Annotated in this window: 24 protein-coding genes; 10 read left to right on the forward strand and 14 right to left on the reverse strand. The window is 37.8% G+C overall.

Annotation, left to right across the window (positions count from 1 at the left end):
- The first annotated feature begins 81 nt into the window (after positions 1 to 81).
- A complete protein-coding gene (locus GTK57_RS09270) occupies positions 82 to 792 on the forward strand; it encodes a hypothetical protein (RefSeq protein ID WP_228720304.1) in 711 nt (236 codons plus the stop codon).
- A gap of 42 nt (positions 793 to 834) precedes the next feature.
- Complete coding sequence (locus GTK57_RS09275; RefSeq protein WP_163122992.1) at positions 835 to 1,641, forward strand: SDR family NAD(P)-dependent oxidoreductase; 807 nt, start codon at positions 835 to 837, stop codon at positions 1,639 to 1,641.
- 60 nt (positions 1,642 to 1,701) lie between these two features.
- Here GTK57_RS09275 and GTK57_RS09280 read toward each other — a convergent pair whose 3' ends face one another.
- The 8 genes from GTK57_RS09280 to sdsA form a co-directional block, all read right to left on the reverse strand.
- Entirely contained in the window at positions 1,702 to 2,136 is a 435-nt protein-coding gene (locus GTK57_RS09280; RefSeq protein ID WP_163122994.1) for a YbjQ family protein, read from the reverse strand.
- Positions 2,137 to 2,142: 6 nt separating this feature from the next.
- On the reverse strand, positions 2,143 to 2,499 hold the full coding sequence (locus GTK57_RS09285; protein ID WP_163122997.1) for a YbjQ family protein: 357 nt from the start codon (positions 2,497 to 2,499) through the stop codon (positions 2,143 to 2,145).
- A 102-nt stretch (positions 2,500 to 2,601) separates the two neighbouring features.
- Positions 2,602 to 4,065, reverse strand: coding sequence for a multidrug efflux RND transporter AdeIJK outer membrane channel subunit AdeK (adeK, locus tag GTK57_RS09290; RefSeq protein WP_163124689.1), 1,464 nt, complete (start codon positions 4,063 to 4,065; stop codon positions 2,602 to 2,604).
- Entirely contained in the window at positions 4,065 to 7,244 is a 3,180-nt protein-coding gene (locus GTK57_RS09295) for an efflux RND transporter permease subunit (RefSeq protein WP_163123000.1), read from the reverse strand. The genes adeK and GTK57_RS09295 overlap by 1 nt, the downstream gene beginning before the upstream one ends.
- Positions 7,245 to 7,256: 12 nt before the next feature.
- Positions 7,257 to 8,486 carry an efflux RND transporter periplasmic adaptor subunit gene (locus GTK57_RS09300; RefSeq protein WP_152874424.1) on the reverse strand — a complete coding sequence of 410 codons (1,230 nt, stop codon included), beginning with the start codon at positions 8,484 to 8,486 and terminating at the stop codon, positions 7,257 to 7,259.
- A gap of 26 nt (positions 8,487 to 8,512) precedes the next feature.
- Positions 8,513 to 9,124 (reverse strand): phosphatase PAP2 family protein, encoded by a 612-nt coding sequence (locus tag GTK57_RS09305; RefSeq protein WP_163123003.1) that lies wholly within the window; start codon positions 9,122 to 9,124, stop codon positions 8,513 to 8,515.
- Between the two features lie 144 nt (positions 9,125 to 9,268).
- Complete coding sequence (locus GTK57_RS09310; RefSeq protein WP_152874449.1) at positions 9,269 to 11,320, reverse strand: site-specific recombinase; 2,052 nt, start codon at positions 11,318 to 11,320, stop codon at positions 9,269 to 9,271.
- A 50-nt stretch (positions 11,321 to 11,370) separates the two neighbouring features.
- Complete coding sequence (gene sdsA / locus GTK57_RS09315) at positions 11,371 to 12,348, reverse strand: All-trans-nonaprenyl-diphosphate synthase (RefSeq protein ID WP_152874422.1); 978 nt, start codon at positions 12,346 to 12,348, stop codon at positions 11,371 to 11,373.
- A gap of 422 nt (positions 12,349 to 12,770) precedes the next feature.
- Between sdsA and rplU the strand changes: the two genes are divergently transcribed.
- The 8 genes from rplU to GTK57_RS09355 all read left to right on the forward strand — a co-directional run bounded on the left by rplU (position 12,771) and on the right by GTK57_RS09355 (position 19,154).
- Entirely contained in the window at positions 12,771 to 13,082 is a 312-nt protein-coding gene (gene rplU, locus GTK57_RS09320; protein WP_152874421.1) for a 50S ribosomal protein L21, read from the forward strand.
- A gap of 19 nt (positions 13,083 to 13,101) precedes the next feature.
- Positions 13,102 to 13,356, forward strand: coding sequence for a 50S ribosomal protein L27 (gene rpmA / locus GTK57_RS09325; protein WP_005097774.1), 255 nt, complete (start codon positions 13,102 to 13,104; stop codon positions 13,354 to 13,356).
- A 213-nt stretch (positions 13,357 to 13,569) separates the two neighbouring features.
- Positions 13,570 to 14,268, forward strand: a complete 699-nt coding sequence (lolA, locus tag GTK57_RS09330) for an outer membrane lipoprotein chaperone LolA (protein ID WP_152874420.1) — start codon at positions 13,570 to 13,572, stop codon at positions 14,266 to 14,268.
- Between the two features lie 162 nt (positions 14,269 to 14,430).
- Positions 14,431 to 15,216: an RsiV family protein gene (locus GTK57_RS09335; RefSeq protein ID WP_152874419.1), complete on the forward strand. Its 786-nt coding sequence runs from the start codon at positions 14,431 to 14,433 to the stop codon at positions 15,214 to 15,216.
- A gap of 121 nt (positions 15,217 to 15,337) precedes the next feature.
- The gene (gene serS / locus GTK57_RS09340; RefSeq protein ID WP_152874418.1) at positions 15,338 to 16,609 is read left to right on the forward strand and encodes a serine--tRNA ligase; all 1,272 of its coding nucleotides are present in this window, start codon (positions 15,338 to 15,340) and stop codon (positions 16,607 to 16,609) included.
- 82 nt (positions 16,610 to 16,691) lie between these two features.
- Positions 16,692 to 18,068 carry a siroheme synthase CysG gene (cysG, locus tag GTK57_RS09345; protein ID WP_163123007.1) on the forward strand — a complete coding sequence of 459 codons (1,377 nt, stop codon included), beginning with the start codon at positions 16,692 to 16,694 and terminating at the stop codon, positions 18,066 to 18,068.
- Between the two features lie 32 nt (positions 18,069 to 18,100).
- Positions 18,101 to 18,580 (forward strand): tRNA (cytidine(34)-2'-O)-methyltransferase, encoded by a 480-nt coding sequence (locus GTK57_RS09350; protein WP_163123010.1) that lies wholly within the window; start codon positions 18,101 to 18,103, stop codon positions 18,578 to 18,580.
- A gap of 145 nt (positions 18,581 to 18,725) precedes the next feature.
- A complete protein-coding gene (locus GTK57_RS09355; RefSeq protein ID WP_228720305.1) occupies positions 18,726 to 19,154 on the forward strand; it encodes a hypothetical protein in 429 nt (142 codons plus the stop codon).
- Positions 19,155 to 19,228: 74 nt separating this feature from the next.
- Here GTK57_RS09355 and GTK57_RS09360 read toward each other — a convergent pair whose 3' ends face one another.
- From GTK57_RS09360 to rpoD, 6 genes are all read right to left on the reverse strand, one after another.
- Positions 19,229 to 20,617: an APC family permease gene (locus tag GTK57_RS09360; RefSeq protein ID WP_163123013.1), complete on the reverse strand. Its 1,389-nt coding sequence runs from the start codon at positions 20,615 to 20,617 to the stop codon at positions 19,229 to 19,231.
- Positions 20,618 to 20,880: 263 nt separating this feature from the next.
- Positions 20,881 to 22,065, reverse strand: coding sequence for an iron-containing alcohol dehydrogenase (locus tag GTK57_RS09365; protein WP_152874416.1), 1,185 nt, complete (start codon positions 22,063 to 22,065; stop codon positions 20,881 to 20,883).
- Positions 22,066 to 22,067: 2 nt separating this feature from the next.
- Entirely contained in the window at positions 22,068 to 22,601 is a 534-nt protein-coding gene (locus tag GTK57_RS09370) for an SCP2 sterol-binding domain-containing protein (protein ID WP_163123016.1), read from the reverse strand.
- Positions 22,602 to 22,682: 81 nt separating this feature from the next.
- Positions 22,683 to 23,339 carry a lipoyl(octanoyl) transferase LipB gene (gene lipB / locus GTK57_RS09375; RefSeq protein ID WP_152874415.1) on the reverse strand — a complete coding sequence of 219 codons (657 nt, stop codon included), beginning with the start codon at positions 23,337 to 23,339 and terminating at the stop codon, positions 22,683 to 22,685.
- A gap of 118 nt (positions 23,340 to 23,457) precedes the next feature.
- The gene (locus GTK57_RS09380) at positions 23,458 to 23,745 is read right to left on the reverse strand and encodes a YbeD family protein (protein ID WP_152874414.1); all 288 of its coding nucleotides are present in this window, start codon (positions 23,743 to 23,745) and stop codon (positions 23,458 to 23,460) included.
- 113 nt (positions 23,746 to 23,858) lie between these two features.
- Positions 23,859 to 25,742 (reverse strand): RNA polymerase sigma factor RpoD, encoded by a 1,884-nt coding sequence (gene rpoD, locus GTK57_RS09385; protein ID WP_152874413.1) that lies wholly within the window; start codon positions 25,740 to 25,742, stop codon positions 23,859 to 23,861.
- Positions 25,743 to 25,995 lie beyond the last annotated feature (253 nt).

Consider the following 25,995-nt stretch of genomic DNA (forward strand, 5'->3'; position numbering starts at 1 on the left):
TGACAGTGTAGGCAGCTTCGCAAACGCAAAATTTATGCAATTGGAACAATTTAAAAATCGTTCTATGATGGTGTGAATGCAATGATGCGATTGTTTTATTTAAAACAAAAATATGAATGGATGATGTTGATGCAAAATTTAGTTTATCTAGGAATAGAAACCGAAACTTTTAGAAAATTTCAAAAGATTCATCAACAACTTAATGAAGGTCATACAGAATCTATTTCAAAGGAATTAGGTGAAGTTTTGGCGACCATTTCTTGTGGTGTGGTGGAGCAGGTTTTTGGTGAAATTGAGCGTTTAAGGTCGACCACAGAAATTGAAACTGAAAATACCTTGCAACAAATTAATGAGAGTTTGCAAAAATATATGCCTTGGTCTGTGTCATTATTTAATAATGATCGATTAAAACCAATCGTGAATTATCTCGATCAACACATCTATAAGCATGAACATCAAAGCTTTTTAACCTATAAAGTTGACCCAAATTTATTGGCAGAGGCGGAAAATTGTTTATTGCAAATCAAACAGGGCAATCGTGCATATATTCAGCCTGCATTTAAGGCTTTTACACAGATTGTCGATCAAGGGATTCATCAACTTATTATTGAACCAAAGAAAATGTTGAAGTTTAACTTTGTCGTAGATAAGACCTTAACGGGTGTGATTCATTTAACGACGCAGTTGGGCTATAAGCGTATTGAGAAATTAGCAGCACAATTCGATTTAGCTCATTCAGAAAAAACCTTAGCGCATTTTTTTAGTTTTTTAGATGAACCAAAACACGAGTGACGAGTGAATGTTGCTTAAAATAATGAGTATGGATCTAGTGCAATGACAAAATTAAATGATTTAGACAATAAAGTGGTATGGATTACAGGGGCATCTTCAGGTTTAGGAAAAGCTTTAGCACTTGAGTGTGCAAATAAAGGCGCGCATATAGTTTTAACCGCACGACGTTTTGAAGAACTTGAAAATGTTCGTTTGGCTTTACCACATGCTGAACGCCATTTATCTGTTGCTGCAGATATTAGCAATGAAAAGCAGGTGAACTCTGCTTACGAAACCGTTTTAAAAGAAAAAGGTAAAATTGATTGGCTGATTAATAACGCAGGTTTAAGTCAGCGTGCATTAATTAGCGAAACGACTATGCAAACTGAACGTGCCATTATGGAGTTAGATTACTTTTCTCAAGTGTATTTAACCAAAACAGTATTACCTACATTTCTTGCACAAAAATCAGGTCGCATTAGCTTTGTATCGAGTGTAGCAGGCTTGTTAGGAACGCAATATCGAGCATCTTATTCTGCTGCAAAAGCAGCTATTCACATGTGGGCAAATAGTTTACGTGCGGAAGTTGCAGATGAAGGTGTAGATGTTTCTGTTATTTTTCCGGGTTTTGTAAAAACCAATGTGTCGATTAATGCCTTAAATGGTGAGGGGAAAGCTCAAGGTTTTGATAATGAAGTCACGGCTAATGGCTTAGAAGCAGATGAGTTTGCCAAAATTGCAGTTAAAGCATTGTTGAATGGTCAGGAATATATTGTTATTGGTGGTCAAAAAGAAGTTCTAGGCACTTGGATTTCACGCTTATCGCCAAGCACTTTATACAAAATGATTAGAAAAACGAAAGTGAAGTAATATTTTAAGTCCTCTCCTTTTAGGAGAGGGTTTGGGAGAGGTCTTTATTGCGTTTGAAAACTACTTCTTCACCGCCGTCCCATAAGCAAAAACTTCAACCATTCCACCTTGCATACCAAGCTCTGTTGTACTTAATCGTAAACCCATAATATGCGTAGCGCCTATTTTTTCAGCTTCAAGCTTGAGGCGCACGACAGCTTCACGTCTTGTTCGCTCTACAATACTTTCATAACTGGTTAAACGACCACCCAAAAAGTTTTGAATCGATGCAATCACATATTTAAAGTAATCATGAGAAAGCACGACATTACTATTCACAAGCTGACCTGTTGCATCAGACGTTTTAAAGCGATTGGTATCTATGCCAATATAGGCGAGTCGCTGCTCTTGTTCGGCTAAGGCTTTAAAATGTTTTCGTTCTGTATGTCGACCAAAGCCCCATCCAATTAAAAACAAGACAAAGAAGATGACGACTTTTCCGATCAAAGCATCCATAACAGATTAACCTTGCGTTGGGAAAGGGTTGGAAATAGCAGGTATATTTTGCTCAACAACAACAGCAGTACCATAAACAAAAAGTTCAGAAGCGCCTTGTGCAATATTCGATGTTGAAAAGCGAATACCGACAATTGCATTTGCACCTAAGGATTGAGCTTTATCAATCATACGTTGCATGGCTTCTTTACGTGATTCTTCCAAAAGTTCTGTATAACCTTTAAGTTCACCACCTACAATATTTTTTAAGCTCGCCATTAAGTCACGACCAACGTGTTTGCTACGAACAGTACTACCATAAACAACATCAAGTTGTTTATTAATGATGTGTCCGGGCACAGATTCTAAATTACTTAATAGCATTAAAATTATTTCTTAAAGTTGTTGTATTTGAAGATAGGAAAATTTGATTAAAAAAGCAATAAAAAAGCCCACCGAAGTGAGCTTTTATAACAGAACTAAAAATTACTTTTTATCTGCTTTGTTGTATTTAACTTCTGAAGAAGAGGGTTGTTTTACCACTTCATCAGTTGTTTGAGTTTTTACACCGCCACCAAGCGTTTTATACAATTCAACTTGGTTGTTAAGGTTTGCTTGCTCTAGTAACAATAAACCTTGTTCAGCAGAATAAGATGTACGTTGTGCATCTAATACACTTAAATAGCTATCGATACCTGCACGGAAGCGAGCATTCGAAAGTTTATACGTTGTATTTGTTGCATTGACTAAGCGACGTTGAGCCGCTAAACGATCATCAATATTTTGACGAACGGCAAGTGCATCATTCACTTCACGGAAAGCAGATTGAATAGATTTTTCATAATCAGATAACGCGATTTGTTGATCTGTTTCTGAAATTTTAATATTCGCTTTACGTGTTCCCCAATCGAAAATTGGAAGATCTAGGCTAGGACCAATAGACCAAGCAAAATTACCAGATCTAAATAAATTATTAAGATCTGTTGATGCATAGCCAGCAGTGCCAGTCAAACTAATAGTAGGGAACAGACGCGCTTTTGCAGCACCAATATTGGCACCTGCAGCAGAAAGTTTATATTCAGCAGCACGAACGTCGGGACGATTATTTAACAAGTCACTTGGTAAGCCTGAACCAATTGAAGTTGTATTGGTAATACGTGTTACACGTTGAGTTGGTAGCAAGCTAGCAGGAACAGGTTCACCTACAAGTAGGTTTAATAAGTTCTTTGCTTGAGCAACTTGAGTTTTATAATTTGCAACATCGTTACGTGCAGTTTCAACTGAAATTTGTGCCTGACGAACAGGAATTTCACTGTCGATACCTACATCAAAACGTTTTTTGTTGAGGTTATAAGACTCTAATTGTGCTTTTAATGTTTGGTCAGCAAGCTTTAAGTTTGCACTTGCATAAGAATGGTTTAACCATGCTTGAGCAACTTGACTAATTAAAGCAATTTGCGTTGCATCACGTGCACTTGCGGTCGCTAAATAAGTGTCTAAGGCATTGTCTTTTAAGCTACGAACACGACCCCAAAAGTCGAGTTCATAAGCAGTAACGCCTAAACCAACATTAAAAGATGAATACGGATTATTCGGATCTCTTGTTGGAGTTACTTGACGTAAAACACTGCCGCTTGCACCAATTGTTGGAAGCTGATTATTTTCTGTAATTTGATACTGTTGTTGAGCGCGTTGAATGTTCAAAGCAGCAGTACGTAAATCACGGTTATTTTCCAATGCCATATCTAACACTTGTAATAAGCGTTGATCTGCAAAGAAATTTTTATAACCTTGTTCAGCAACAGAAGTACCAGAAGCATTGGTATAGCTACTTGGAATGCTTGCTGAAACTACGGGCTCTGGGCCACGCATGCTTTGACATGCAGTCAAAGCAAGCGCAAGTGCAGATACCGCAATGCTACGACCTGAAATAGACCATACTTTTTGCATCACGATGATTGCTCCTGATTATTTTGTTGTTTTGGTTTGTACTTAAAGATACTTCGTACCCAAATAAAGAATACAGGGATAAAGAAAATACCAAGAAGTGTTGAACTGATTACGCCACCCAATACACCATAACCTACAGAGTGTTGGCTACCAGCACCAGCACCTGAAGCAAGTGCAAGAGGAAGTACACCAAAACCAAAAGCTAAGGTTGTCATAATGATTGGACGTAAACGCATTTTTGCTGCATGCAGAGTCGCATCGAAAAGTTCTTCACCTTTTTCTTGAAGTTCTTTTGCAAACTCAACAATCAAAATCGCATTTTTCGCAGAAAGACCAATAACTGCAATTAAGGCAACTTTGAAGTAAATATTATTCGAAAGGTTTGGATCTTTCGTTAATAGCATGCCAAGGAACGTCAGTACAACCGCACCAATAATACCAAGTGGAATAACCATAATTACAGAGAATGGAATAGACCAGCTTTCATATAATGCAGCTAAGCAAAGGAATACGATAAGAATAGAAAGTGCCATAAGGAAAGGAGTCTGAGAGCCAGAATCACGTTCTTCTAAAGACAAACCTGTCCATTCATAGTCGAAGCCTTGTAAGCCCATAGATGGCAATTTAGCAGCGATCTCTTCCATTGCAAGCATTGCATCACCAGAACTGACACCAGGAGCAGGTGTACCTTGAATGTTCATCGATGAAATACCGTTGTAACGTTCAAGACGAGGTGAACCATATGTCCATTCGCCAGTAGCGAATGCTGAGAATGGAACCATCGTACCTTGATTATTACGAACGTACCATTTGTTCAGGTCTTCAGGCATCATGCGTGAATCTGCTTCGCCTTGAACATAAACCTTCTTAACACGACCACGATCGACGAAGTCATTAATGTAAGATCCGCTCCAAGCCATGCCCATAGTCGCATTGATTTCAGCAATACTAATTCCCATAGCACCAGCTTGCGCTTGATCTACAACAATTTTGTACTGTGGTGTATCTTCTTGACCATTTGGACGTACGCCCATTAAGCGTTTATCTTGTGCAGCCATACCTAAAATAGCATTTCGTGCAGCAAGTAAAGCATCGTGACCTTTACCACTTGAATCTTTAAGCTGGAAGTTAAAGCCGGCACTTACACCTAATTCAGGCATTGCAGGAAGCTGTAATGGCATGATGTAAGATGCATCTTTTACAATCATGTTGAGTGCCATACCACGTTGGATGATTGCACCCACTTGTGATTCTGGAGACGTACGTTCACTCCAATCTTTCAATTTAATGAAAGCAAGGCCCGCATTTTGACCAACACCTGTGAATGAGAAGCCCGCTACACTAAATACAGATTCGACATAATCTTTTTCATTGTTCATGAAATAGTTTGTCATTGCTGTAACGGTCTTATCTGTACGATCTAATGAAGCATTTGGTGGTAATTGAACTAAAGTCATTACAACGCCTTGGTCTTCATCTGGAAGGAATGAAGAAGGTAGTTTCGTGAACAATAGTCCCATGACTGCAATAACAGCAACATAGATCACGCCAGAGAATACTTTAGCGTGCGTTAAGCGGTTTACACCACCTTGATATTTAGTTGCAATTTTGTCGAAACATGTATTAAAGCCACGGAAGAAACGAGCAAAGATACCGTTGCTTTCAGCTTTGCTTGAATCATGTCCTTTCAACATGGTTGCACAAAGTGCAGGGGTAAATGTTAAAGCAACGATTAATGAAAGAATCATTGCTGTTACAAGTGTTACCGAGAATTGACGATAAATTACACCTGTTGTACCACTCATAAATGCCATAGGTACAAATACAGCAGTCAATACAGAGGTAATACCAATTAACGCGCTTGAAATTTGTTTCATTGATCGTTCTGTTGCAGTAACAGGGTCAAGATGATCTTCAACCATCAAACGTTCAACGTTTTCGACCACAACAATCGCATCATCCACCAATAGACCAATGGCAAGAACCATTGCGAACATGGTGAGCGTATTAATTGAGAAACCGAAAAGATTAATAACAGCAAATGTACCCAAGACAACAACTGGAACAGCCATTGTTGGAATAATGGTTGCACGCCAGTTTTGTAAGAATAAGAACATCACAAGGAATACAAGGATGACTGCTTCAATTAACGTGTGTACAACACTTTCAATAGAAAGTTGAATAAATGGTGTTGTATCAAATGCAAGTTGGTCTTTCATACCATCTGGGTAATTATGACGTAACTCTTTTAAACGAGCTTCAACAGCTTTTGCTGTATCAAGCGCATTTGCACCTGTTGCAAGTTTAATTGCAACACCACCGGCAGGTTTACCGTTAAATTTAGAATCAAATTGATAGTTATCTGCACCTAATTCAACACGAGCAACATCACTTAAGCGAACTTGAGCGCCATTTACTGTGTTTTTAAGAAAGATTTTCTTAAATTCTTCAGGTGTTTGTAACAAGCTTTGAGCATTTACAGTTGCATTAAGTACTTGACCTTCAACAGCTGGCGCACCACCTAATTGACCAACTGCAACTTGAGCATTTTGAGTACGTAAAGCAGTGGCAATGTCACTTGGTGTCACTTGCAAGCTTGCCATTTTGGATGGATCCATCCAAATACGCATTGCATATGAACCACCAAATACTTGTACTTCACCCACACCAGCAACACGACTAAGTGGTTCTGAAATGTTTGCGTTTACATAATCTTTAATGTCGTCTGCAGAAAGGCTGTCATTCGTAGAATAGAATGCTAAAACTTGTAAAAAGCTTGCGCCAGATTTCGTTACTTTTACACCTTGACGTTGAACATCTTCAGGTAAAAGTGCAGTTGCAGATTGTAATTTGTTTTGAACTTGAACTTGTGCAATATCAGGATCGACACCTTGTTCAAAGTTAATTGCGATAGACGCTTGACCATTACCTGCACTATTTGAAGAAATATAGCGTAAGCCATCAAGACCATTCATTTGTTGTTCAATGATCTGGGTTACGGTATTTTCAACAGTTTCAGCAGATGCACCAGGATATGTCGCAGAGATTGTGACAGTTGGTGGGGCAATCGTCGGATACTGTGCAATTGGCATTTTTGTTAGCGTAAGAATACCTGCCAACATAATGACCAATGCAATCACCCAAGCAAAAATTGGGCGATGGATAAAGAATTGAGCCATTCAGTCTACCCCTTATTTATTTGAAGTAGCTTTTTGTTCAGTTTCAGCCTTTGCCGCAGGTTGAGCACCTTGTGGTGCAGCAGCTTGTGGCTGATATGGTTTAGCAACAACAGCTTGTTCAGGTTTTACTTTCGCAATACCATCTACAATAACTTTGTCGCCAGCTTTTAAGCCTTCAGTAACAATCCAGTCTTTACCTTGTGTACCTGCAGTTGTTACAGGACGAGCTTCAACTTGTCCTTTTGCATTTACAAGCATTGCAATCGCTTGACCTGTTGGTGTACGAGTAAGCGCTGCTTGTGGAACAAGATAAGCATTTGGAATGACACCTTGTACAATTTGCGCATTGGCAAACATACCAGGAAGTAATAAATGATTTGGGTTCGGGAATACAGCACGTAAAGTTACAGTACCTGTATCTGGATTCACGCTTGCATCAGAGAATGCTAAACGACCTTCAACGCCATAATCACTGCCATCTTCAAGCTTTAACTTCACTTTTGTGTTGTTGCTGCTGTCTAGGCTACCTTTACTTAATTGTTGACGTAAACGAAGTAGTTCCGCACTTGATTGATTAATATCAACATAGATTGGATCTAGACGTTGTACAGCCACTAAAGGTTCAGCTTGATTTGCTGTAACCAATGCACCAGCAGTAACTGTTGAACGGTTTGTTTGACCAGAAATTGGTGAGCGAACTGTTGAATAACCTAAGTTAATTTCAGCATTTTTCACTTCAGCACGAGATGCAGCTACATCGGCTTCCGCTAATTTCACTTGAGCGACAATATCATCATATTCTTGTTTAGAAATCGCATTTGAGCCAACAAGTTGACGGTAACGACCTTCTTTAACACGTAACATATTTAAGTTTGCTTGTTGACGTGTTAAAGCAGCACGAGCACTGTCAGCGTTAGCGCGGTTTGTACGTGCGTCAATTTCATAAAGCGCCTGACCTTCACGTACATAGCTGCCTTCAGCAAATAAACGCTTAAGTACAACACCGCTTGTTTGTGGACGTACTTCTGAAATTTCAAATGCAGTTGTACGACCTGAAAGTTCTACAGACTGTTCTACGCTTTGAGGTTGTGCAATGATGACACCAACTTCAGTCGGTGGCATTTTTTGGGCTGCAGCAGCTTGCTGAGCATCCTTTGGATCTTTGCTACAACCAACAAGTGCAATACTTGTTGCTAATGCGCAAGCAGTCAGGGCAGGTGCCCAAAGCTTTGCAGACATCATTCTTCCACCTCTAGTAGATTTTCTATCTAAATTATAAATTTTCTTACACTACAATATTTGATGAAAATCAGATAAAGCAGCGATGTCCAAATTAAACCTATGCCCCAACCGGATAATACGTCCGAAGGGAAGTGCACACCTAGGTATACTCTAGATACGCCCATAATCATCATCCATAATAAAGCAAATGAAATAAATACTTTATATTTAGGATGTTGCAAATTGGTGTATATCAATAAGCAACCTAAAGTAGCAGCATATACGCTATGCGCACTTGGATACGAAGTACCAAAGCTTTCTACTAAATGTAATTGTTCGGGTGGTCGTGGTTTAGAAACTAAATATTTTAGTGTCCAAGCAATCACGATGCTCCCGAAAATTGCAGAAAAGAAGAAAATAATTTCAATGTATTTTTTAAACCATGCCATGTATATAGCACATAATGTGGTTATAAATAATACAAAAATTGTGCTTCCAATAGTTGATAAGCCGATTGAAATTTCACTTAATAGATCTGTTCTATAAGTACTTAAGCCTTTCAAAATGTGAGTTTCAAAATGATTGAGACTAGGTGTATTTATAACTAAGATACTGATAAATAAAAAATAACAACCGCAGATAGTCAACTTTTTGGGCATGTTGAAATCCTTGCTATTTCAACCGATTAAAGCGAGATTATTGAATGAAACAAAGTGTACCCGTCAGTACACTTTATTTCAAGCGCATATAATTTACGCTAATTTTATTTTCACTTTTTTATGATCTGTAAAAATAATTAATATTTAATGATGGTTTTTTTGGTGATCAGTAACATCATTAATTTCTAAATTTTGTTTGGGTGGCCAAAAGAAATCACTTGGACGAGTTAAAAAATGGGTTAATACAAGTTTCGCCAAGGGTTTCCATTGTTCAAATCGAACACGACGGGCACGTAAGGCAACAATAATTGTGAGTGTAAAACTCACAAATAAGTTGGTTAAACCAATTAGTAGTACACCTAAAAAGGACACAATAATTAAGCCAATTTCTGGCGTACCATTAATGAGCATTAAGCCTTGAATAAAGTTTGCAGAAGCAAAGGCAATATGACGGATATCTAAAGGTAAGCCTAAAATATAACCAATGGTTCCCATGCTACCCAGCATAATACCAAACAAGAAGTTACCTGCTAAAGCACCTAAGTTACGCTCTATATAGTTGGCAAATTTATCTAAACGTTCCTTTTTAATGTATTTCTTTAGCTTAGGATGAGCTTGAATACGAGGTCCGACTTTACGATATACCGCCATATTGTCGAAGTAACCCGCCAATAAACCCGAAAAGAATAAGCAAATACCAGCAATGGCAGCATGTGGAACAGCTAAAGATGTAAACGGATTTAAATCATGCAAGGTTTTAGTTGCTTTATAATGATTCATTAATGGTTCATGTAAAGCGAAATCCCAAAACATAACAATAATTGCTGCAACAGGAATGGCAATAGAAATGTTACCTAAAATAGCAACAAATTGAGTACGAATAATATTAATAATCAATGCTGCAAGTTCAGCGATTTGAGCTGTTTTAGAGCCTTTTTGATGCTGAACGGTAGAGGCAAGTGCTGCCGCCGTCATAGCAGGTTGTTTTGTTGCAACGGTAAAATGCAAAACATGAATAAGCATAAAACCTAGTGAATAGTTCATGCTATATGAAAAAGCTTGCATTAATGGTGCTAAAGCGGCACGCGCCATAAGGACTTTTAATGTTGCCATAATGGCAATAATGACACCTGCTCCAGCAGCAGACTTATACATACCGAAAAAACCTGCTTTATCGGTACTTACATAATGTTCACCTGTTTTACTCGCATTTTCAGTCACTTGTAATGCAATAAGTTCACTGTTTGTGACCAATAATGATCGAACGCTTCGCTCACTATAAATGGCGGTCGTAATATCGTTAAGCAGCCAGCCTAAAGAGTTGTAACGCACATCATCTTTTTCAACTATAAAGTTAATAAGAATTTCAATTCGTTCTAGGCATTGTTCAAGTAATGAAAGTAAATAAGTTAAGCTGATACTGACCCCAATTCGTTTGGTTGATCTACGAATTTTTGCGGTAACATCTTTACATTGTTCAAGCATAACAAGTGCTTGAGCTGCATCGGGTGGGGTAATAGCCGTTAATTGATCGTCGTTTAAATCTAGAAGTTTATATTGTTGAATAAACTCATTAATTTCACGGTTTTGAACAAGAAATGGCGACTCGTATTCAGTTAATTCTGGGTGTGCATTAATAAATTCAGGATATAAGCCAATACCGCTAACCCGATAAGATAAAACAGTAATCGATTTGATAATTTCACTTCGAATTAAACGTTTTTCTTCTTGGTTGCTATGCCCTTGATTGAGTAACCTAAAGAGTTGTTGCCATTGTTTGTCTTGAATACTGTCTAACCAATATTGATCTGAATATTGATGAAAAACATTTCGAACCAGTTCTTGAAGTTGGCTTTCATCATTAATTAGAGGAAGAAAGTGTGAACCTAAACGCTGAAAAATTTGGTTCCAAAAACCTTCTAGAGACAAAATACCTGTATCTGCATATAAACTTGTTTGCTTATATTGGCTTATCAGTTTTAAAACAAAGCTTTGTAAAGTAGATGCTGCATCTGGGGTAATTAAAATTGCTTGTATAAAGGCATTAAATTTTATTTGAACTTCGTCTTGATTGCGTGTGTCATTAGGACGAATACGATTTACTAACTCAATCAGTAAGGTATCATCAAGAACAGCTTGATTTTGATCAAGCTGTTCTTGCATTTTTAGGAATAAGTCATTGAGTTTTAGATGCATAAGCAAGTGTTAAATCTTTTATTAAGTAAAATTTATGATTTGGCTATGCTTTATTGAATACGGTTTAAAGCCAATTTAGCCAAGTTTTCAAGTGCCTGACGATATTCCGTGTCAGGTAATGCAGCTAAAGCTCCAAGTGCGGCTTGAGTTTCTTCAGTTGCACGTTTACGGCAATAATCTAATGCGCCAGATGAATGAACAATTGAAATTACACGCTCTAAGTTTTCTGTTCCACCTGTAGCAATACTTTTGCGAACAATTTCACGGTCTTCACCTGATGTGTTCTGTAATGCTGAGATTAATGGCAAAGTTGGTTTACCTTCCATTAAATCATCACCAATATTTTTACCTAATGTTTCAGCATCAGATGTGTAATCTAAAATATCATCAATAATTTGGAATGCATTACCAAAGTGACCAGCGTATTTACGAAGTGGTTCGCGGAACTCATCTTTTCCACTTAAAATTGCAGCGCCTTCTGTTGCAAGCTCAAATAATCGTGAAGTTTTGCCGTGAATAATACTTAAATATGTTTCTTCGGTTGTATCTGGTTGGTGTTGAGATTGTAATTGTAGTACTTCACCTTCAGCAATTTCACATGTACCCGTAGAAAAGTCTTTTAATAAAGTCATATTGTTTAAATCGACTAAAAGATCGAATGAGCGTGAAATAAGAAAGTCACCAACCAATACGGCTGTTTGATTGTTCCATGTTGCATTTGCAGTGGGGCGACCACGACGTAACCCAGATTCATCTACAACATCATCATGAACCAAAGTTGCGGTATGTAACATTTCAATAATAGCCGCAAGTTTTGTTGCCTGATCTAAGTTTGTTTCACCGCATGCTTTTGCTGCAAGTAAGCACATAATTGGGCGCATACGCTTACCACCAGCTTCCACAACATGTTTGCTTACAGCCATCACTAAAGCAACTTTAGAAGTAATCCCTTCATTAATAAATGTGTCCATCGCGGCAAAATCAGAAGCAACAGGAGCGAGAATATCTTGCTTAAAATCGATGGTCATGTGAAGAGAAACCTCATTTTTGAATTGAATCTTAGTTTAACAAATATCTGGTCGTATATAGGTGTAATTACCTATGTAAGCCTGCCAAATCATACTATTTTTTATCTACAACGTGAGAATAGTAACAGTAGTTGTTAGTGTAATTAAATATACAATTGAAAAAGACAACTTTTTGTTTATTTTACGATTCAGGAATAGATGTTTCTATAGTACTTTACTTTGTATAAAATACAGACAAAGCTAGAAAATCCATAGTGTTTATAAAATAATCAACAAACTCTACTATTATTTGTGGCAAATTGCTTGTTGTTTGATTGAATATCTATTAAAATCTTTGCCCTTGTATAACCCCCAGTGGCGGTCGTATTAAGATCGGTATATTCCTTTATCGGCACGACGACACGGGTACGTTGGAGTACAATATGTACGCAGTAATTCAAAGCGGTGGTAAACAGCACCGTGTAGTTGAGGGTGAAACCCTTAAAGTAGAATTGTTGAAAGCTGAAACTGGCTCAACTATTACGTTTGATGACGTATTGATGCTAGTTAACGGTGAAAGCATTCAAATCGGTGCTCCAGTTGTTGCTGGTGCTACTGTAACTGCTGAAGTAGTTAGCCATGGTCGTCACGACAAAATTCGTATTGTTAAAATGCGTCGTCGTAAACACTATCGTAAACAACAAGGTCACCGTCAATGGTTCACTGAGTTGAAAATTACAGCTATTTCAGGCTAATTACGAGGAGTAAATAGACATGGCAACTAAAAAAGCCGGTGGTTCGACTAAAAACGGTCGTGACTCGAATCCTAAAATGTTAGGTGTTAAAATGTACGGCGGTCAATCTGTGACTGCTGGTAACATTATCGTTCGTCAACGTGGTACAGAATTCCACGCTGGTCAAAACGTAGGTATGGGCCGTGACCATACTTTGTTTGCGACTGCTGATGGCGTAATCAAATTCGAAGTGAAAGGCCAATTCGGTCGTCGCTACGTATCTGTTGAAGCGTAAGCTTTAGTAGAAAAAGACCCGCTTTATTGCGGGTTTTTTTATGCTTAGAGATTGTGAAAATTAAAAATAATCTTCATCATGATGGATGAATTTCGACTTTTAATACTAATAACAATACAAAACTTCTTATTTACTCTAAATTTAGCAACATATTTTGGTTTAAGATAAAAGTATGAAAATGAATTGCGTTGAGCAAATATAAAAGGTGAATATATGAATATGCTTCGTAAAACGATCTGTGCTGTAGCAATTGGGGCTGCAACATTAGCACCTGTGGTAAGTACAACTGTTTTTGCGGCAACACCAGTTGCAGCTTCGGAGCAACAAGCAACTGCAAGTTTGGTCAAACAATTGGGTAGCTTAAAAAGTATTTCAGCAAATTTTGAGCAAAAAACAACAGTTGAAAATGCAAAAGCTGTAAAGAATAAAGGTCTTTCATCTCAACATATGAATCAGACTTTTAAAGGTGTAATGAAAGTTGCGACACCAGGTAAATTTTATTGGGAAATTACATCACCTGTAAAACAAACCATTGTAACTTCGGGTAAAACGGTATGGATTTATGATCCAGATTTACAGCAAGCTGTACGCCAAAGTTTAGATGAGCAAGTTGCGAATACGCCTGCATTATTGCTGTCTGGAAACACAAGTCAGATTATGAAGACCTATCGTGTAACTCAGCCGAATAAAGCAAAAACTTATTACACTTTATATCCAAAACAAAAAGATGGTGCTTTTCAAAGTTTAACCATTAGTTTTGGTGCGAATAGCGCGCCGACTTTAATGATTTTACAAGACTCATTAGGTCAAACGACCTATGTCCGTTTTAATAATGTAAAAGTAAATGCAGGTGTTTCTTCATCTGTCTTTGATTTTACGCCACCTAAAGGCACGGATATTATTGATCAATAATTGATTGTGAAAGTGAAAAAGCAACTGAAAAGTTGCTTTTTTTTATGTATTAGATGGGAAAATAGATCATTAATATAAACAATACTATTTCTGTCTATCAACCATGGCGTGTTGTTTGTATAGTATGAATGTTAAGACATAAAATAATAGCTAGGGGGAGAAATGCAGAGTTCGCAATTTAAAGTCATTGGGCTTGTAACCGCGATGATGCTTGTTGGAGGTATTTCAGGGTGTAAGCCTGTGAATGAGCCTGTAGTCGATGAAAAAGCACCTAAAACTGAATCTGTAGCGACTGCTATTCCAACAATTCTTTCAAAAGTGGTTACTGTAGAACTACCAAATGCAGAAGCATGTAGTGTGGAAGGTTGTACTCAATATAGCGTACAAACGGTAGAAACCAATATTGATTGGATTAATGATTATTTCCTTGACCGAATTCATAAAGCAGATCCTGTTGCTTTTACTGAGAAGCCAACTGAAAAGATTGTGTTTAATGACAATGCTAATGTGGGTTTGAGTCAGAGTACAACAACGGTTCGCTATATTAGTCAATTTGGTTATATTGCGACATTTGCTATTGATAGTTATAGTTATAATGCAGGTGCAGCACATGGTATGTATCATACAGAATATGTAAATTTTGATTTAAAAAATAAAAAGCGTTTAGCACTTGAAGATATTGTGATGAAAGATGCACAACCTAAAATTTTAAATGCACTTTATGATGCAAATTCAATTTGGTTGGAGAATCATGTGATTGAGCGTGCGAAATTTCAACTGAGTGATAATTTTTATTATGGTGTAAATGGTTTGGTGTTTGTTTACCCATTATATGAGTTAGCAAGCTATGCAGAAGGAATGAGTGAGCTGACTTTGCCTTATCGATCTGCAAAAGCATTATTTAAGCCTGAATTTATGCCAAGTTTGCCAAAGTACGCAAATCAGTAAGTTTTCAATAAGATCTGTATTTTATTGTTCTAATAAGGTGCATGTGTAAGCTGTTTTACTATATTTTTTGCTGTTTAGAGCTTACACTATAGCCAGTTTTTTTCTTTCCAAAAGATTGGCTATGATCGACCCGAAATTACTCAGAAATAATATTGAGGCTGTAAATTTAGCCTTAGCTAAACGTGGTGTCCAACTGAATGTTGAAGAGTGGGCATCTTTAGAATCTCGCCGTAAAGAAATTCAATCGAAGACAGAATCATTACAAGCAGAACGTAATGCGGGCGCAAAACAAGTCGGTCAGATTAAAAAATCCGGTGGTGATGCATCTGAAATCATGGCTCGCATGTCTGCCATTGGTGATGAAATTAAAGCTGCTGAAGTTGCTTTAAACGAATTGCAAGCTGAAATCGAAGCCAAGTCTTTATCTATTCCTAATATGCCGCACGAATCTGTTCCTGAAGGTAAAGATGAAAACGATAATGTTGAAATCTTGAAATGGGGCACACCTCGTCAATTTGATTTTGAAGTGAAAGATCATACTGACCTTGGCGAAATGATGGGTGGTTTGGAGTTTGAAACAGCAACGAAGCTTACAGGCTCTCGTTTTAGTGTTTTAAAAGGACCTTTGGCTCGTTTACAACGTGCTTTAACTCAGTTCATGTTAGATACGCACACACTTAAAAATGGTTATACAGAAGCGTATGTTCCATATTTAGTGAATGCAGATTCTTTACGTGGCACAGGTCAATTGCCTAAATTTGAAGAAGATTTATTCAAACTTCAAGGCGAAAAAGAATTCTATTTAATTCCAACAGCTGAAGTGCCTGTAACAAACTTCGTGCGTGATGAAATTATCGATGCAGATCGTTTACCATTAAAATACGCAGCGCATACACCATGTTTCCGTAGTGAAGCAGGTTCTTATGGTCGTGATACGCGTGGTTTAATCCGTCAGCACCAATTCGACAAAGTTGAAATGGTTCAAATGGTTAAGCCTGAAACTTCTCTGGATGCATTGGAAGAATTAACAGGTCATGCTGAAGGTATTTTGCAAGCATTAGGTCTTCCATACCGTAAAGTTGTACTTTGTGCTGGTGACATGGGCTTTGGTGCAATTAAAACTTATGATTTAGAAGTTTGGGTTCCAAGCCAAAATACTTACCGTGAAATTTCATCTTGCTCATGTATGGGTGATTTCCAAGCGCGTCGTATGAAAGCACGTTACCGTGTAGACCAAAAGAAAACTGAATTTATTCATACATTGAATGGTTCAGGTTTGGCTGTTGGTCGTACATTACTTGCGGTAATGGAAAACTATCAACGTGCCGATGGTTCTATTGAAATTCCTGAAGTATTACGTCCATATATGGGCGGTACTGCATACATCGACTAAATTGTCTTTGTAAGTTCGATAAAGTGCACAAAATATTGTGCACTTTTGTTTTAAACAATCAGATGAAGTTTTGAGGTATTCGGTGGATATTTTTCCAATCTCTTTAAAGTTGCAGCAGCAACCTTGTCTGATTGTTGGTGGTGGACGAATTGCTTATCGAAAAGCAGTATTGCTTGCGAAAGCTGGTGCAAAAATTCATGTGATTGCACCTGAAATTGAACAAAGTTTGTTAGACATCGTTCAACAAAGCCAAGGGCAATTTGTTCAAGCACATTTCAGTTTAGATATTTCTTTGCGTGACTACAGACTTGTGATTGCTGCAACAAACAATAAGGCTGTCAATCAAGCTGTGTTTGAAGCATGTGAAGTTGAAAAAGTTCTAGTCAATAGTGTGGATGATCCACCACATTGTCGCTTTATGGTGCCTGCAATTGTAGATCGATCACCTTTGGTGATTTCTATTGCGACCAATGGAACATCTCCTGTTTTATCTCGTCAAATTCGAACTCAATTAGAAAGTACAATTCCGCATGGAATGGGAAAACTTGCTGAGTTTTCAGGAAAGTGGCGTGCAGCTGTAAAAGCAAAAATTGAAAATCCTGATGAGCGCCGTATCTTTTGGGAAGACTTGTATGCAAGTCCATTAAAAGAACAAGTATTTAATAACAATATTGCAGAAGCGGATCGCTTAATAGAGCAAGCATTAATTGAATGGCAAAAACCGAAAGGTGAAGTCTATTTAGTCGGTGCAGGGCCGGGGGATCCTGAGCTTTTAACGCTTAAAGCTTTGCGTTTAATGCAACAAGCAGATGTTGTTATTTATGATCGATTGGTTTCTGAACCGATTATGGATTTATGCCGTCGTGATGCGGAAAAAATTTATGTCGGGAAAGCGCGATCAAATCATGCAGTACCGCAAGAAGGAATTAACGCTTTATTGGTTAAGTATGCAAGTGAAGGTAAACGTGTTTGCCGCTTAAAAGGTGGTGATCCGTTTATTTTTGGTCGTGGCGGAGAGGAAATTCAAGAACTATTTGATGCAGGCGTTGCATTTCAAGTTGTACCTGGGATAACAGCAGCATCGGGTTGTTCTGCTTATGCAGGCATTCCATTAACGCATCGTGATTATGCGCAAAGTGTTCGTTTCTTAACGGGGCATTTGAAAGAAGGTTCGCCTGAATTGCCTTGGAATGAACTTGTTTATGAAAACCAAACGCTCGTTTTATACATGGGCTTGGTTGGATTGGAAAAAATTTGTGAAAGATTGATCTCTCATGGTCAAAGATCGAATATGCCTGTTGCATTGATTTCAAAAGGAACAACGCCAGAGCAAAAAGTGGTGGTTGGAACGTTGGCAGATATTGCATCTAAAGTTTCAGAACATCAAATACAAGCGCCCACACTCACTATTATTGGTGAAGTGGTAAGCTTGCGTGAACAATTACAGTGGCAAGGTTAAGCCTTGTTACATTGAAAGAGAAGAGAAAGCCTGTGATTCATGTAGTGTTATACGAGCCTGAAATTCCAAGTAATACGGGGAATATCATTCGTTTATGTGCGAATACAGGTGCACAATTACATTTGGTTAAACCGCTAGGTTTTGAGCTAGATGATAAAAAATTGAAACGTGCGGGTTTGGATTATCACGAATATGCACGTATGCAAATTTGGGAAAATTTTGATGAATGTCTTGTGAACTTAAAGTCACAGGGTATTGAGTTAGATGCGATTTATCCTTTAACCACAAAGGGTTCTGAAACACCGCATACATCAAATCTAAACCGTCCTATAGCCTTATTAATGGGACCTGAAACACGTGGCTTACCTGAAAATGTCCGTATGATGTTCCCACAAGAACATTGGATTCGTTTACCAATGGCAGAGAACTCACGTAGTTTAAACTTGTCGAATGCAACGGCTGTTATTTTATATGAAGCTTGGCGTCAGCAAGAATTTAAAGCATTAATCTAAATTGAATGACATTATTAAAGCCACCTTTGGGTGGCTTTTTTCATGCAAAACGTTAATATTTATGTAAAGCTTCTTTAACAAAACTATGGAAATCATTAAATTATGTGTATAAGGACGATGTTGTAAAAGTAGAGGGTGATTAAAGTTGATTATATTATTAAAAAAAATGAATGTTCCAATGTTTTGTTTAGCATTGATGATGGGCACAGTGGCACATGCCGAGGAACTTGATGCTGATATTCAGCCATTTACTAAAGCTGAAATGCAACAAGGTATGCAAGCCATGAAGCAAGGTTTACATGATCGCATTGAAGCATGGGGTGCGAACTTAAAGCCTGAAGATTTTGAGCGAAGTTGGACAGGAAGACAGCTTAATAAGCAAAAGCGCCAAGAGGTTTGCGGTATTTTCCAAGATGTTATTGATCATACTTTTAAGCTTGCAGTAGATAATAAAGCTCGCCTTCCAGAAGTCGATCAAAACATAATAGAAGATCGTAATCTTTTTATTCAAAGTTTTGGCTATAAAGATAATATTGTGGATACCAAAATGGGCTTTAACTGTCGTTTACGTTAAGTAAAAGCTGAATTTAAGTAAATAAAAAAGGCGCATGAAGCGCCTTTTTTATTTTTAGAATAATTTGAAACAGATTATTCAAATTCGTTATGTTGAGGAGCAGGATGTTTGAAACCTTTAGTTTTATAACCAAGGTACATAATCCCGAACATCGCCCACCATAAGCCGTATTTCAGTGCGGTCTCTTCAATTTCTAGCCACATCGCGAAAATACTGATGAAACCTAAAAGAGGAATAATAACGAAACTGAAGATATCTTTAGCAGTCTTTGTGCGCCCATCACGTAATGCATAACGTGAAATTACAGATAAATTCACGAATGTAAACGCAGTTAAAGCACCGAAACTAATCATTGAAATAACAATGTCTAGATCCATAAAGCCAGCAGTTAATGCAACAGCACCAACAATCATAATATTGTATGAAGGCGTAAAGCTTTTTGGGCTAATATGACCAAAAATCTTTTTATTAATTACACCATCACGGCCCATTACATACATCAAACGTGATACGCCTGCGTGTGCAGAAATACCTGATGCCATAACAGTTACAATTGCAAATGCCAGAACATAAGCTTGGAATAATGATCCACCCACCAATAATAAAATTTCTGGTTGAGTTTCAGCAATATTTTTGAAATATGTACTTGGGTCATTTTGGAAGTAAAGCTGCATAAAGTATGTGCTGATAATAAAAATGACACCTGCAATGAGTGCAGTTAAGAAAATCGCTTTAGGCAAAGTTTTCTCAGTGTCTTTTGTTTCTTCAGCAAGTGAACTTAATGAGTCAAAACCTGTGAAGGAGAAGCACAGTAATGTTGCACCTGTAATCAGCGGGCCAACAGCCGTGAGCTGATTCCAAAATGGGTCTAAACTCCAAAGTTGGTAACGTGTTTCGGCTGTAATTGGGCCGTCAGCATTGAAACCAGCTTGTAGTTTTGTGAATATAAGATAAGTAAATGCAGCAATAATAATAAGTTGAATCAAGACGATCAAGCTATTAAAGTTTGCTACAAATTTAGCACCACGAAGGTTAATACCTGTCATGAATGCTGTTAATACAATTACCCATACCCAATGATTTACATCTGGGAATAATGCTTCAAGGTAAATTACCGCAAGGATAATATTGACCATTGGAGAGAGCAGGTAATCTAACCAAGAAGACCAACCCACCATGAAGCCTACGTTCGGGTGAATTGATTTTTGTGCATAGGTATATGCCGAACCTGATGATGGGTAACGGCGAATCATATGACCGTAACTAATCGAGGTAAATAGAATAGCAATCAAGGCAACAACATATGAAGTCGGCACGTGGTAGTGACTTTCTTCAGATACTAAACCAAACGTATCAAACAATGTCATTGGTTGGATATATGCCAAACCAATAATGATGATGTGCCAAAGACCAAGGGTCTTTTGTAGTTTAGCTGTCGATTGAGTCCCAGAGATATTTGTCAACGGCGTTATCCTCTTAATCGTTGATCAAGGATCAGTCATGTTTATAAGGATCGTTTGAGACGAACGATCCCCCCTACATTTGAAACAAAGTGCGCCAATCTACTCTAAATTGATGGCGTTTACTAGTAACTTTCTGATTTTTTTTAGCAATTTTTCTGCCAAGTTCTTTCAGAAAAATTAATAATTTGATAACACAGTGAAAAGCCTGATGTTTAAAAAAGCATCAGGCTTATTTTTCGCTATATTGTCTTATTTTTACTAAATTACCAAGCCTTTTTTAGAATAGATTTAAGCTCTTCTAAATTTGCTTCTTTCGGGTTGTAAATGATTGAACCATCATTTAATGCTTTTTCGGCCACTTCATCTAATTGTGCTTCAGAAACTTTAGCTGTTTCACGTAAATTACGCGGTAATTTTGTTAAAGCATAAAGTCTGTCGCGAATTGCTGAAATACTTGAAATGGTTTTTTCTGCACGTAAATGTGCTGGTGTTTGCGCATAAACATCTGCACCAGAAAGAGGCAGGAGTAGATCTGCAATTTTATCGCCATTCACATCTTTATTGTATTCCAGCACATAAGGCAAGAATAAGTTCATACATAAGCCATGAGGTAAATGTGCAACAGCACCTAAAGCATGCCCAAGTGAATGTACGAGACCTACCATTGAGTTTGAGAATGCAATGCCTGCCATTGTTGAAGCTTGTGCAAGCTCAAGTCGTCCTTCAGCATCAGAAGGATTATCTAAAACATTAAATAAATTTTTGCTGATTTTTTTAATTGCAGCAGTCGCATACGCATCAGAAATAGGGTTGGCTGCCATGCAAGTATAGGCTTCAATTGCATGTGTCATCGCATCCATCGCTGTCATAGCTGTTAAATGAGGTGGTAGCGTTTGCGTCATACGAGGGTCTAAAATGGCTGCATGTGGCATTAAATAGTATGATGCAAATGCAAGTTTCACATTTTTTTCAGGGTCAGATACAACTGCCACCATGGTCACTTCTGAACCTGTTCCAGATGTTGTCGGTACAACAAAAAAAGGTTTGAGCGGTTTTGGTAGATTGTGTGCGCCTGAATATTTTAGTAAATCATCACCACCTTCAGAAACCAAAATATTGGTTGCCTTAGATGTATCAATTACTGAGCCGCCACCGACAGCAATAATAGAATCGCAATTATTTTCGCGATAAAACTGTGCAGCTTTACGCACTGTTTCGAGGCTTGAATCTGGTGGTACATCATCAAAAATATAACCAATTTCTGTACTTGTAGATTCAAAAGCTGCTTCAATGGGTGAGAGTAGCTTGTTACTGCGAACGCCTTTATCGGTAATAATCATTGGGCGTTTTGAGCCTAATGTTGAAAGCTCAAAAGGGATGTGCTCAAGTGCAGCATGACCAGCAATGACTTTTACAGGGCAGAAAAATTCATAGTAGGATTTGGTCATGATTAAGCACTCCGTTTAAAATATGATTGTGCAACTTTTAAGTAAATATTGGCAGCTCCCACCAATTTGTCTTTTAAAGTTAAATTTGTTGGATATTCTTTAACTGCGAGTTCAGCAAGTAATTTAGGTAAAATCAGAGATTCCATTTTATTTAAGCAGCGAACTAATCGAATGGCATAAGATAAATCGCCATCTGCAATCATTCGGTCATTGGCAAAAGCTTGTGCTGTACTTTCTTGAAATGAAAATACAAGATAAGCATGACTTAAGTGCTTAAACGTGATTGTTAAATCTGGCTTGGTTTCACTTGATGATAGTAATACAAGTTGATGATTTTCAGTGACTTTAGCAATAAATGCAGGACCATTTGGAAATACATTCATTGAAAGTACAAAGTTTGCAGGAAATTTTGCAACTTCTTGTTTAACTTCTGCATCAACTTGACTTGCCATGACCAAGCCACGTCCAATCACATCCATCATGAGTTTAACGTAGGCTTGTTGAAAAGCGGGCTTTACGGATTTTGTTGAAATCACACTTGCATCCCATCTAACAATAATTATTTATTTAGAGTAAATACTCTAATTTATTTTAATCTGTAATGCAAAGCTATTCAATCAATATTGAATGACTTTCACGTCATTAAAGTAACCGCTGTTTTGGAAAGTTTCAATTACATCTGTACTTAACTTTGTGAATTTTGGGTAATCTTGCATTAAATCCATCATGCGAACCATTTCGAGTCCTGCGTAACCACAAGGGTTGATGGTGTGAAAACCCATTAAATCACAATCAATGTTCATTGCTAAACCGTGATAACTGCGACCTTTACGAATTTTAAAGCCTAAAGAACCAATTTTTCGCTCATTCACATAAACGCCAGGTGCATCGGGTTTGGCATATGCTGTTATGCCATATTTTTTAGCTAGATCAATCATTAGGTTTTCAGCATAAGACACTAATGTTCGAACATTCCAACCCAAACGATTTAAGTCAAACATAAAGTAAATCACCATTTGACCAGGGCCATGCCAAGTTACTTGTCCGCCACGGTCTGTTTGCACAACGGGAATGTTTGATGGAATTAAAATATGTTCAGGTTTACCTGCTTGACCTTGAGTAAGAACATCATGATGTTGCAAAATCCACAATTCATCAGGGGTAGATTCATCACGGTTTTCCGTTAAGCTTTTCATTTCATGAAAACGCGCTTCGTAATTGGTTAAATCATTGTATTGACGAATCACAAGATTTGGCTTTGAAACAGCATTCAATGTTGATGCGTCCTTAAATATTTTAAATACATTTTATTATAGTAAATTCAAAAGATCAGCGGGAGTTGTTCGTTATCTAATATGTATAAAAAAACACGCTCGAAAGCGTGTTTTAAAATTATAGTGCGGTTTTAATGAGCGGGCATGCAGCTAAATCTGCATAAAGCTTATGTACTTGTTCTAACTCTTCAAAGCGTAATTGTGCAGTCAAAGAATGATATTTTCCTGTACGTGATGGTTGAGTATCAAGATTTTTACCATCGAAGTCAGGGAAGTGTTTCACCAAAATATCGACAACAGCAACACGCAATTCATCACCTGCCAAACCAATGAGTTTGATAGGGTAGTCCATTGGGAAAACCCAAAGATGTTCTTGAAGTTCACGAGATGGTGTACGGTCTAACATTGTAGTCCCCCTTTATATCAAACGCCTGCAAGAGTGCAGGCGTTGTGTTGATCTCTTAAATACTTAATGGAGACGAGCAATTAATTTTCAAGTCTCCATTATGTAATCAAGAATTAGTCATTTTCTAAGAATGAACGAAGATGTTCAGAACGAGAAGGATGACGTAATTTACGTAAAGCTTTTGCTTCAATTTGACGAATACGCTCACGTGTTACATCAAACTGTTTACCTACTTCTTCCAAAGTATGATCCGTTGGCATATCGATACCAAAACGCATTTTTAAGACTTTTGCTTCACGTTCAGTTAAGTTTTCTAAAACTTCACGTGTTGCTTCTTTAAGTCCTTCAGAAGTGGCAGCATCAATTGGAGATGTGATGTTGCCATCTTCAATGAAGTCACCAAGATGCGAATCTTCATCATCACCAATTGGCGTTTCCATTGAAATAGGTTCTTTTGCAATTTTAAGTACTTTACGAACTTTAACTTCGTCCATTTCTAAACGTTCGCCTAATTCCTCAGGAGTAGGTTCACGACCCATTTCTTGAAGTAGTTGACGAGATACACGGTTGATCTTGTTGATGGTTTCGATCATGTGTACTGGAATACGAATGGTACGTGCTTGGTCGGCAATAGAGCGTGTAATTGCTTGACGAATCCACCAAGTTGCATAAGTCGAGAATTTGTAACCACGACGGTATTCAAACTTGTCTACGGCTTTCATTAAGCCGATGTTACCTTCTTGAATTAAATCGAGGAATTGAAGACCGCGGTTGGTATATTTTTTCGCAATCGAAATTACCAGACGTAAGTTTGCTTCAACCATCTCTTTCTTAGCACGACGAGCTTTCGCTTCACCAACAGTCATACGCTTAGAAATTTCTTTAATCTCTTTAACTGTTAGATTTAAGTCTTTTTCAAGATCAGCAATTTTTTGTTGGAACGCCAATACATCAGGACGAACTTTTTCTAAATAACCACGTAATTCAACAGGTGTTTTTTCAATTTGTTCATCTAACCAAGCAAAGTTTGATTCTTGACCTGGGAAAGATGTACGGAATTGGTTGCGATCCATACGACCACGACGAACTGCATAACGCATAGTTTCACGTTCAGATACGCGAATTTGCTCATGTGTGCCACGAATCATCTCTGAAATGATTTCAAATAAACGAGGTGTAAATTTGAACATCATAAACACGCTAGCAAGCGCTTCAAGGGCAGCAGCACCTTCAGTGCTATTACGACCATGTTTAGCAATTACAGCTTGTGTTGTTTGCCAAGCATTTGCTAATTCTGTGAAACGTGCTTTTGCAATTTCAGGATCTGGGCCAGATTCACCTTCAGATTCATCATCGCTATCAGATTCTTCTTCTTCCTCTTCATCATCTAGCTTAACGTTTTTCGCTGATTTAGTTGCTGAATCATCTTCTACTTCAATTTCAGCTTCTTCTATAACTTCAGGAATTTCTTCGTCGCTTTCAGGGTCTAAGTAACCAGAAAGAATATCTGCAAGGCGACGTTCGCCTGTTTCGTAATCTTTGTATTCTTGAAGTACAACTTCTACAGCGTTTGGCCAGTAAGCAATTGAATGAAGAACATCTCGAATGCCTTCTTCAATACGTTTAGCAATACTGATTTCGCCTTCACGTGTCAAAAGCTCTACTGTACCCATTTCGCGCATATACATGCGAACAGGGTCAGTTGTGCGACCAGGCTCATTTTCTACAGAGGCTAGTACGGCTGCGGCTTCTTCTTCAGCAACTTCATCTGTTGCTTCATTGTTGCCTTCGAACATCGTATCATCAGATTCAGGCGCACGCTCATGCACAGGAATACCAACGTCTTGAAGCATTTGAATAATGTCTTCAATCTGTTCGCTCTCTGTGATTGAGTCGGGTAGATGATCGTTAACCTCGGCATAAGTTAAGTAACCTTGCTCTTTGCCTCGGCTAATCAGAGCCGCTACTTGAGAAGTAGGGGAAGTCATATCGCTCATCTTTGCTTACTCTTCATTGAATCTGTGGCAGGGAAAAACCGTGCATGATAGCACAATTTGCTTTAAATAGGTTCTGAATTGATCAATCAAACCAAAATTTATTAATGTGTCTGAATTAACAATTGTAAATAGATATGGGGCTAGACTGAATTTATTCAAGTCTTCACTCCTTTTACCGCTAAAATATTTTTTTAATTTTACCATAACAATAATATCAAACTAACTTGTTAATAAATACACAAATTTGAGGAAT

Source organism: Acinetobacter portensis (genome assembly GCF_010646905.1).
Classification (GTDB): domain Bacteria; phylum Pseudomonadota; class Gammaproteobacteria; order Pseudomonadales; family Moraxellaceae; genus Acinetobacter; species Acinetobacter portensis.

Excerpts from the sequence above, each read along its gene's own strand:
- sdsA (WP_152874422.1), bottom strand. The coding sequence starts at position 12,348 with ATGACCATCGATTTTAAGCAAGATATTCTCGCTCCTGTTGCTTCTGAT.
- serS (WP_152874418.1), top strand. The coding sequence starts at position 15,338 with ATGATCGACCCGAAATTACTCAGAAATAATATTGAGGCTGTAAATTTA.
- GTK57_RS09305 (WP_163123003.1), bottom strand. The coding sequence starts at position 9,124 with ATGCCCAAAAAGTTGACTATCTGCGGTTGTTATTTTTTATTTATCAGT.
- GTK57_RS09270 (WP_228720304.1), top strand. The coding sequence starts at position 82 with ATGATGCGATTGTTTTATTTAAAACAAAAATATGAATGGATGATGTTG.
- GTK57_RS09365 (WP_152874416.1), bottom strand. The coding sequence starts at position 22,065 with ATGACCAAATCCTACTATGAATTTTTCTGCCCTGTAAAAGTCATTGCT.
- GTK57_RS09275 (WP_163122992.1), top strand. The coding sequence starts at position 835 with ATGACAAAATTAAATGATTTAGACAATAAAGTGGTATGGATTACAGGG.
- GTK57_RS09295 (WP_163123000.1), bottom strand. The coding sequence starts at position 7,244 with ATGGCTCAATTCTTTATCCATCGCCCAATTTTTGCTTGGGTGATTGCA.
- GTK57_RS09310 (WP_152874449.1), bottom strand. The coding sequence starts at position 11,320 with ATGCATCTAAAACTCAATGACTTATTCCTAAAAATGCAAGAACAGCTT.
- GTK57_RS09380 (WP_152874414.1), bottom strand. The coding sequence starts at position 23,745 with ATGTTAGACCGTACACCATCTCGTGAACTTCAAGAACATCTTTGGGTT.
- GTK57_RS09280 (WP_163122994.1), bottom strand. The coding sequence starts at position 2,136 with ATGGATGCTTTGATCGGAAAAGTCGTCATCTTCTTTGTCTTGTTTTTA.
- rpmA (WP_005097774.1), top strand. The coding sequence starts at position 13,102 with ATGGCAACTAAAAAAGCCGGTGGTTCGACTAAAAACGGTCGTGACTCG.
- GTK57_RS09335 (WP_152874419.1), top strand. The coding sequence starts at position 14,431 with ATGCAGAGTTCGCAATTTAAAGTCATTGGGCTTGTAACCGCGATGATG.
- adeK (WP_163124689.1), bottom strand. The coding sequence starts at position 4,065 with ATGCAAAAAGTATGGTCTATTTCAGGTCGTAGCATTGCGGTATCTGCA.
- GTK57_RS09285 (WP_163122997.1), bottom strand. The coding sequence starts at position 2,499 with ATGCTATTAAGTAATTTAGAATCTGTGCCCGGACACATCATTAATAAA.
- lolA (WP_152874420.1), top strand. The coding sequence starts at position 13,570 with ATGAATATGCTTCGTAAAACGATCTGTGCTGTAGCAATTGGGGCTGCA.
- rpoD (WP_152874413.1), bottom strand. The coding sequence starts at position 25,742 with ATGAGCGATATGACTTCCCCTACTTCTCAAGTAGCGGCTCTGATTAGC.
- GTK57_RS09300 (WP_152874424.1), bottom strand. The coding sequence starts at position 8,486 with ATGATGTCTGCAAAGCTTTGGGCACCTGCCCTGACTGCTTGCGCATTA.
- rplU (WP_152874421.1), top strand. The coding sequence starts at position 12,771 with ATGTACGCAGTAATTCAAAGCGGTGGTAAACAGCACCGTGTAGTTGAG.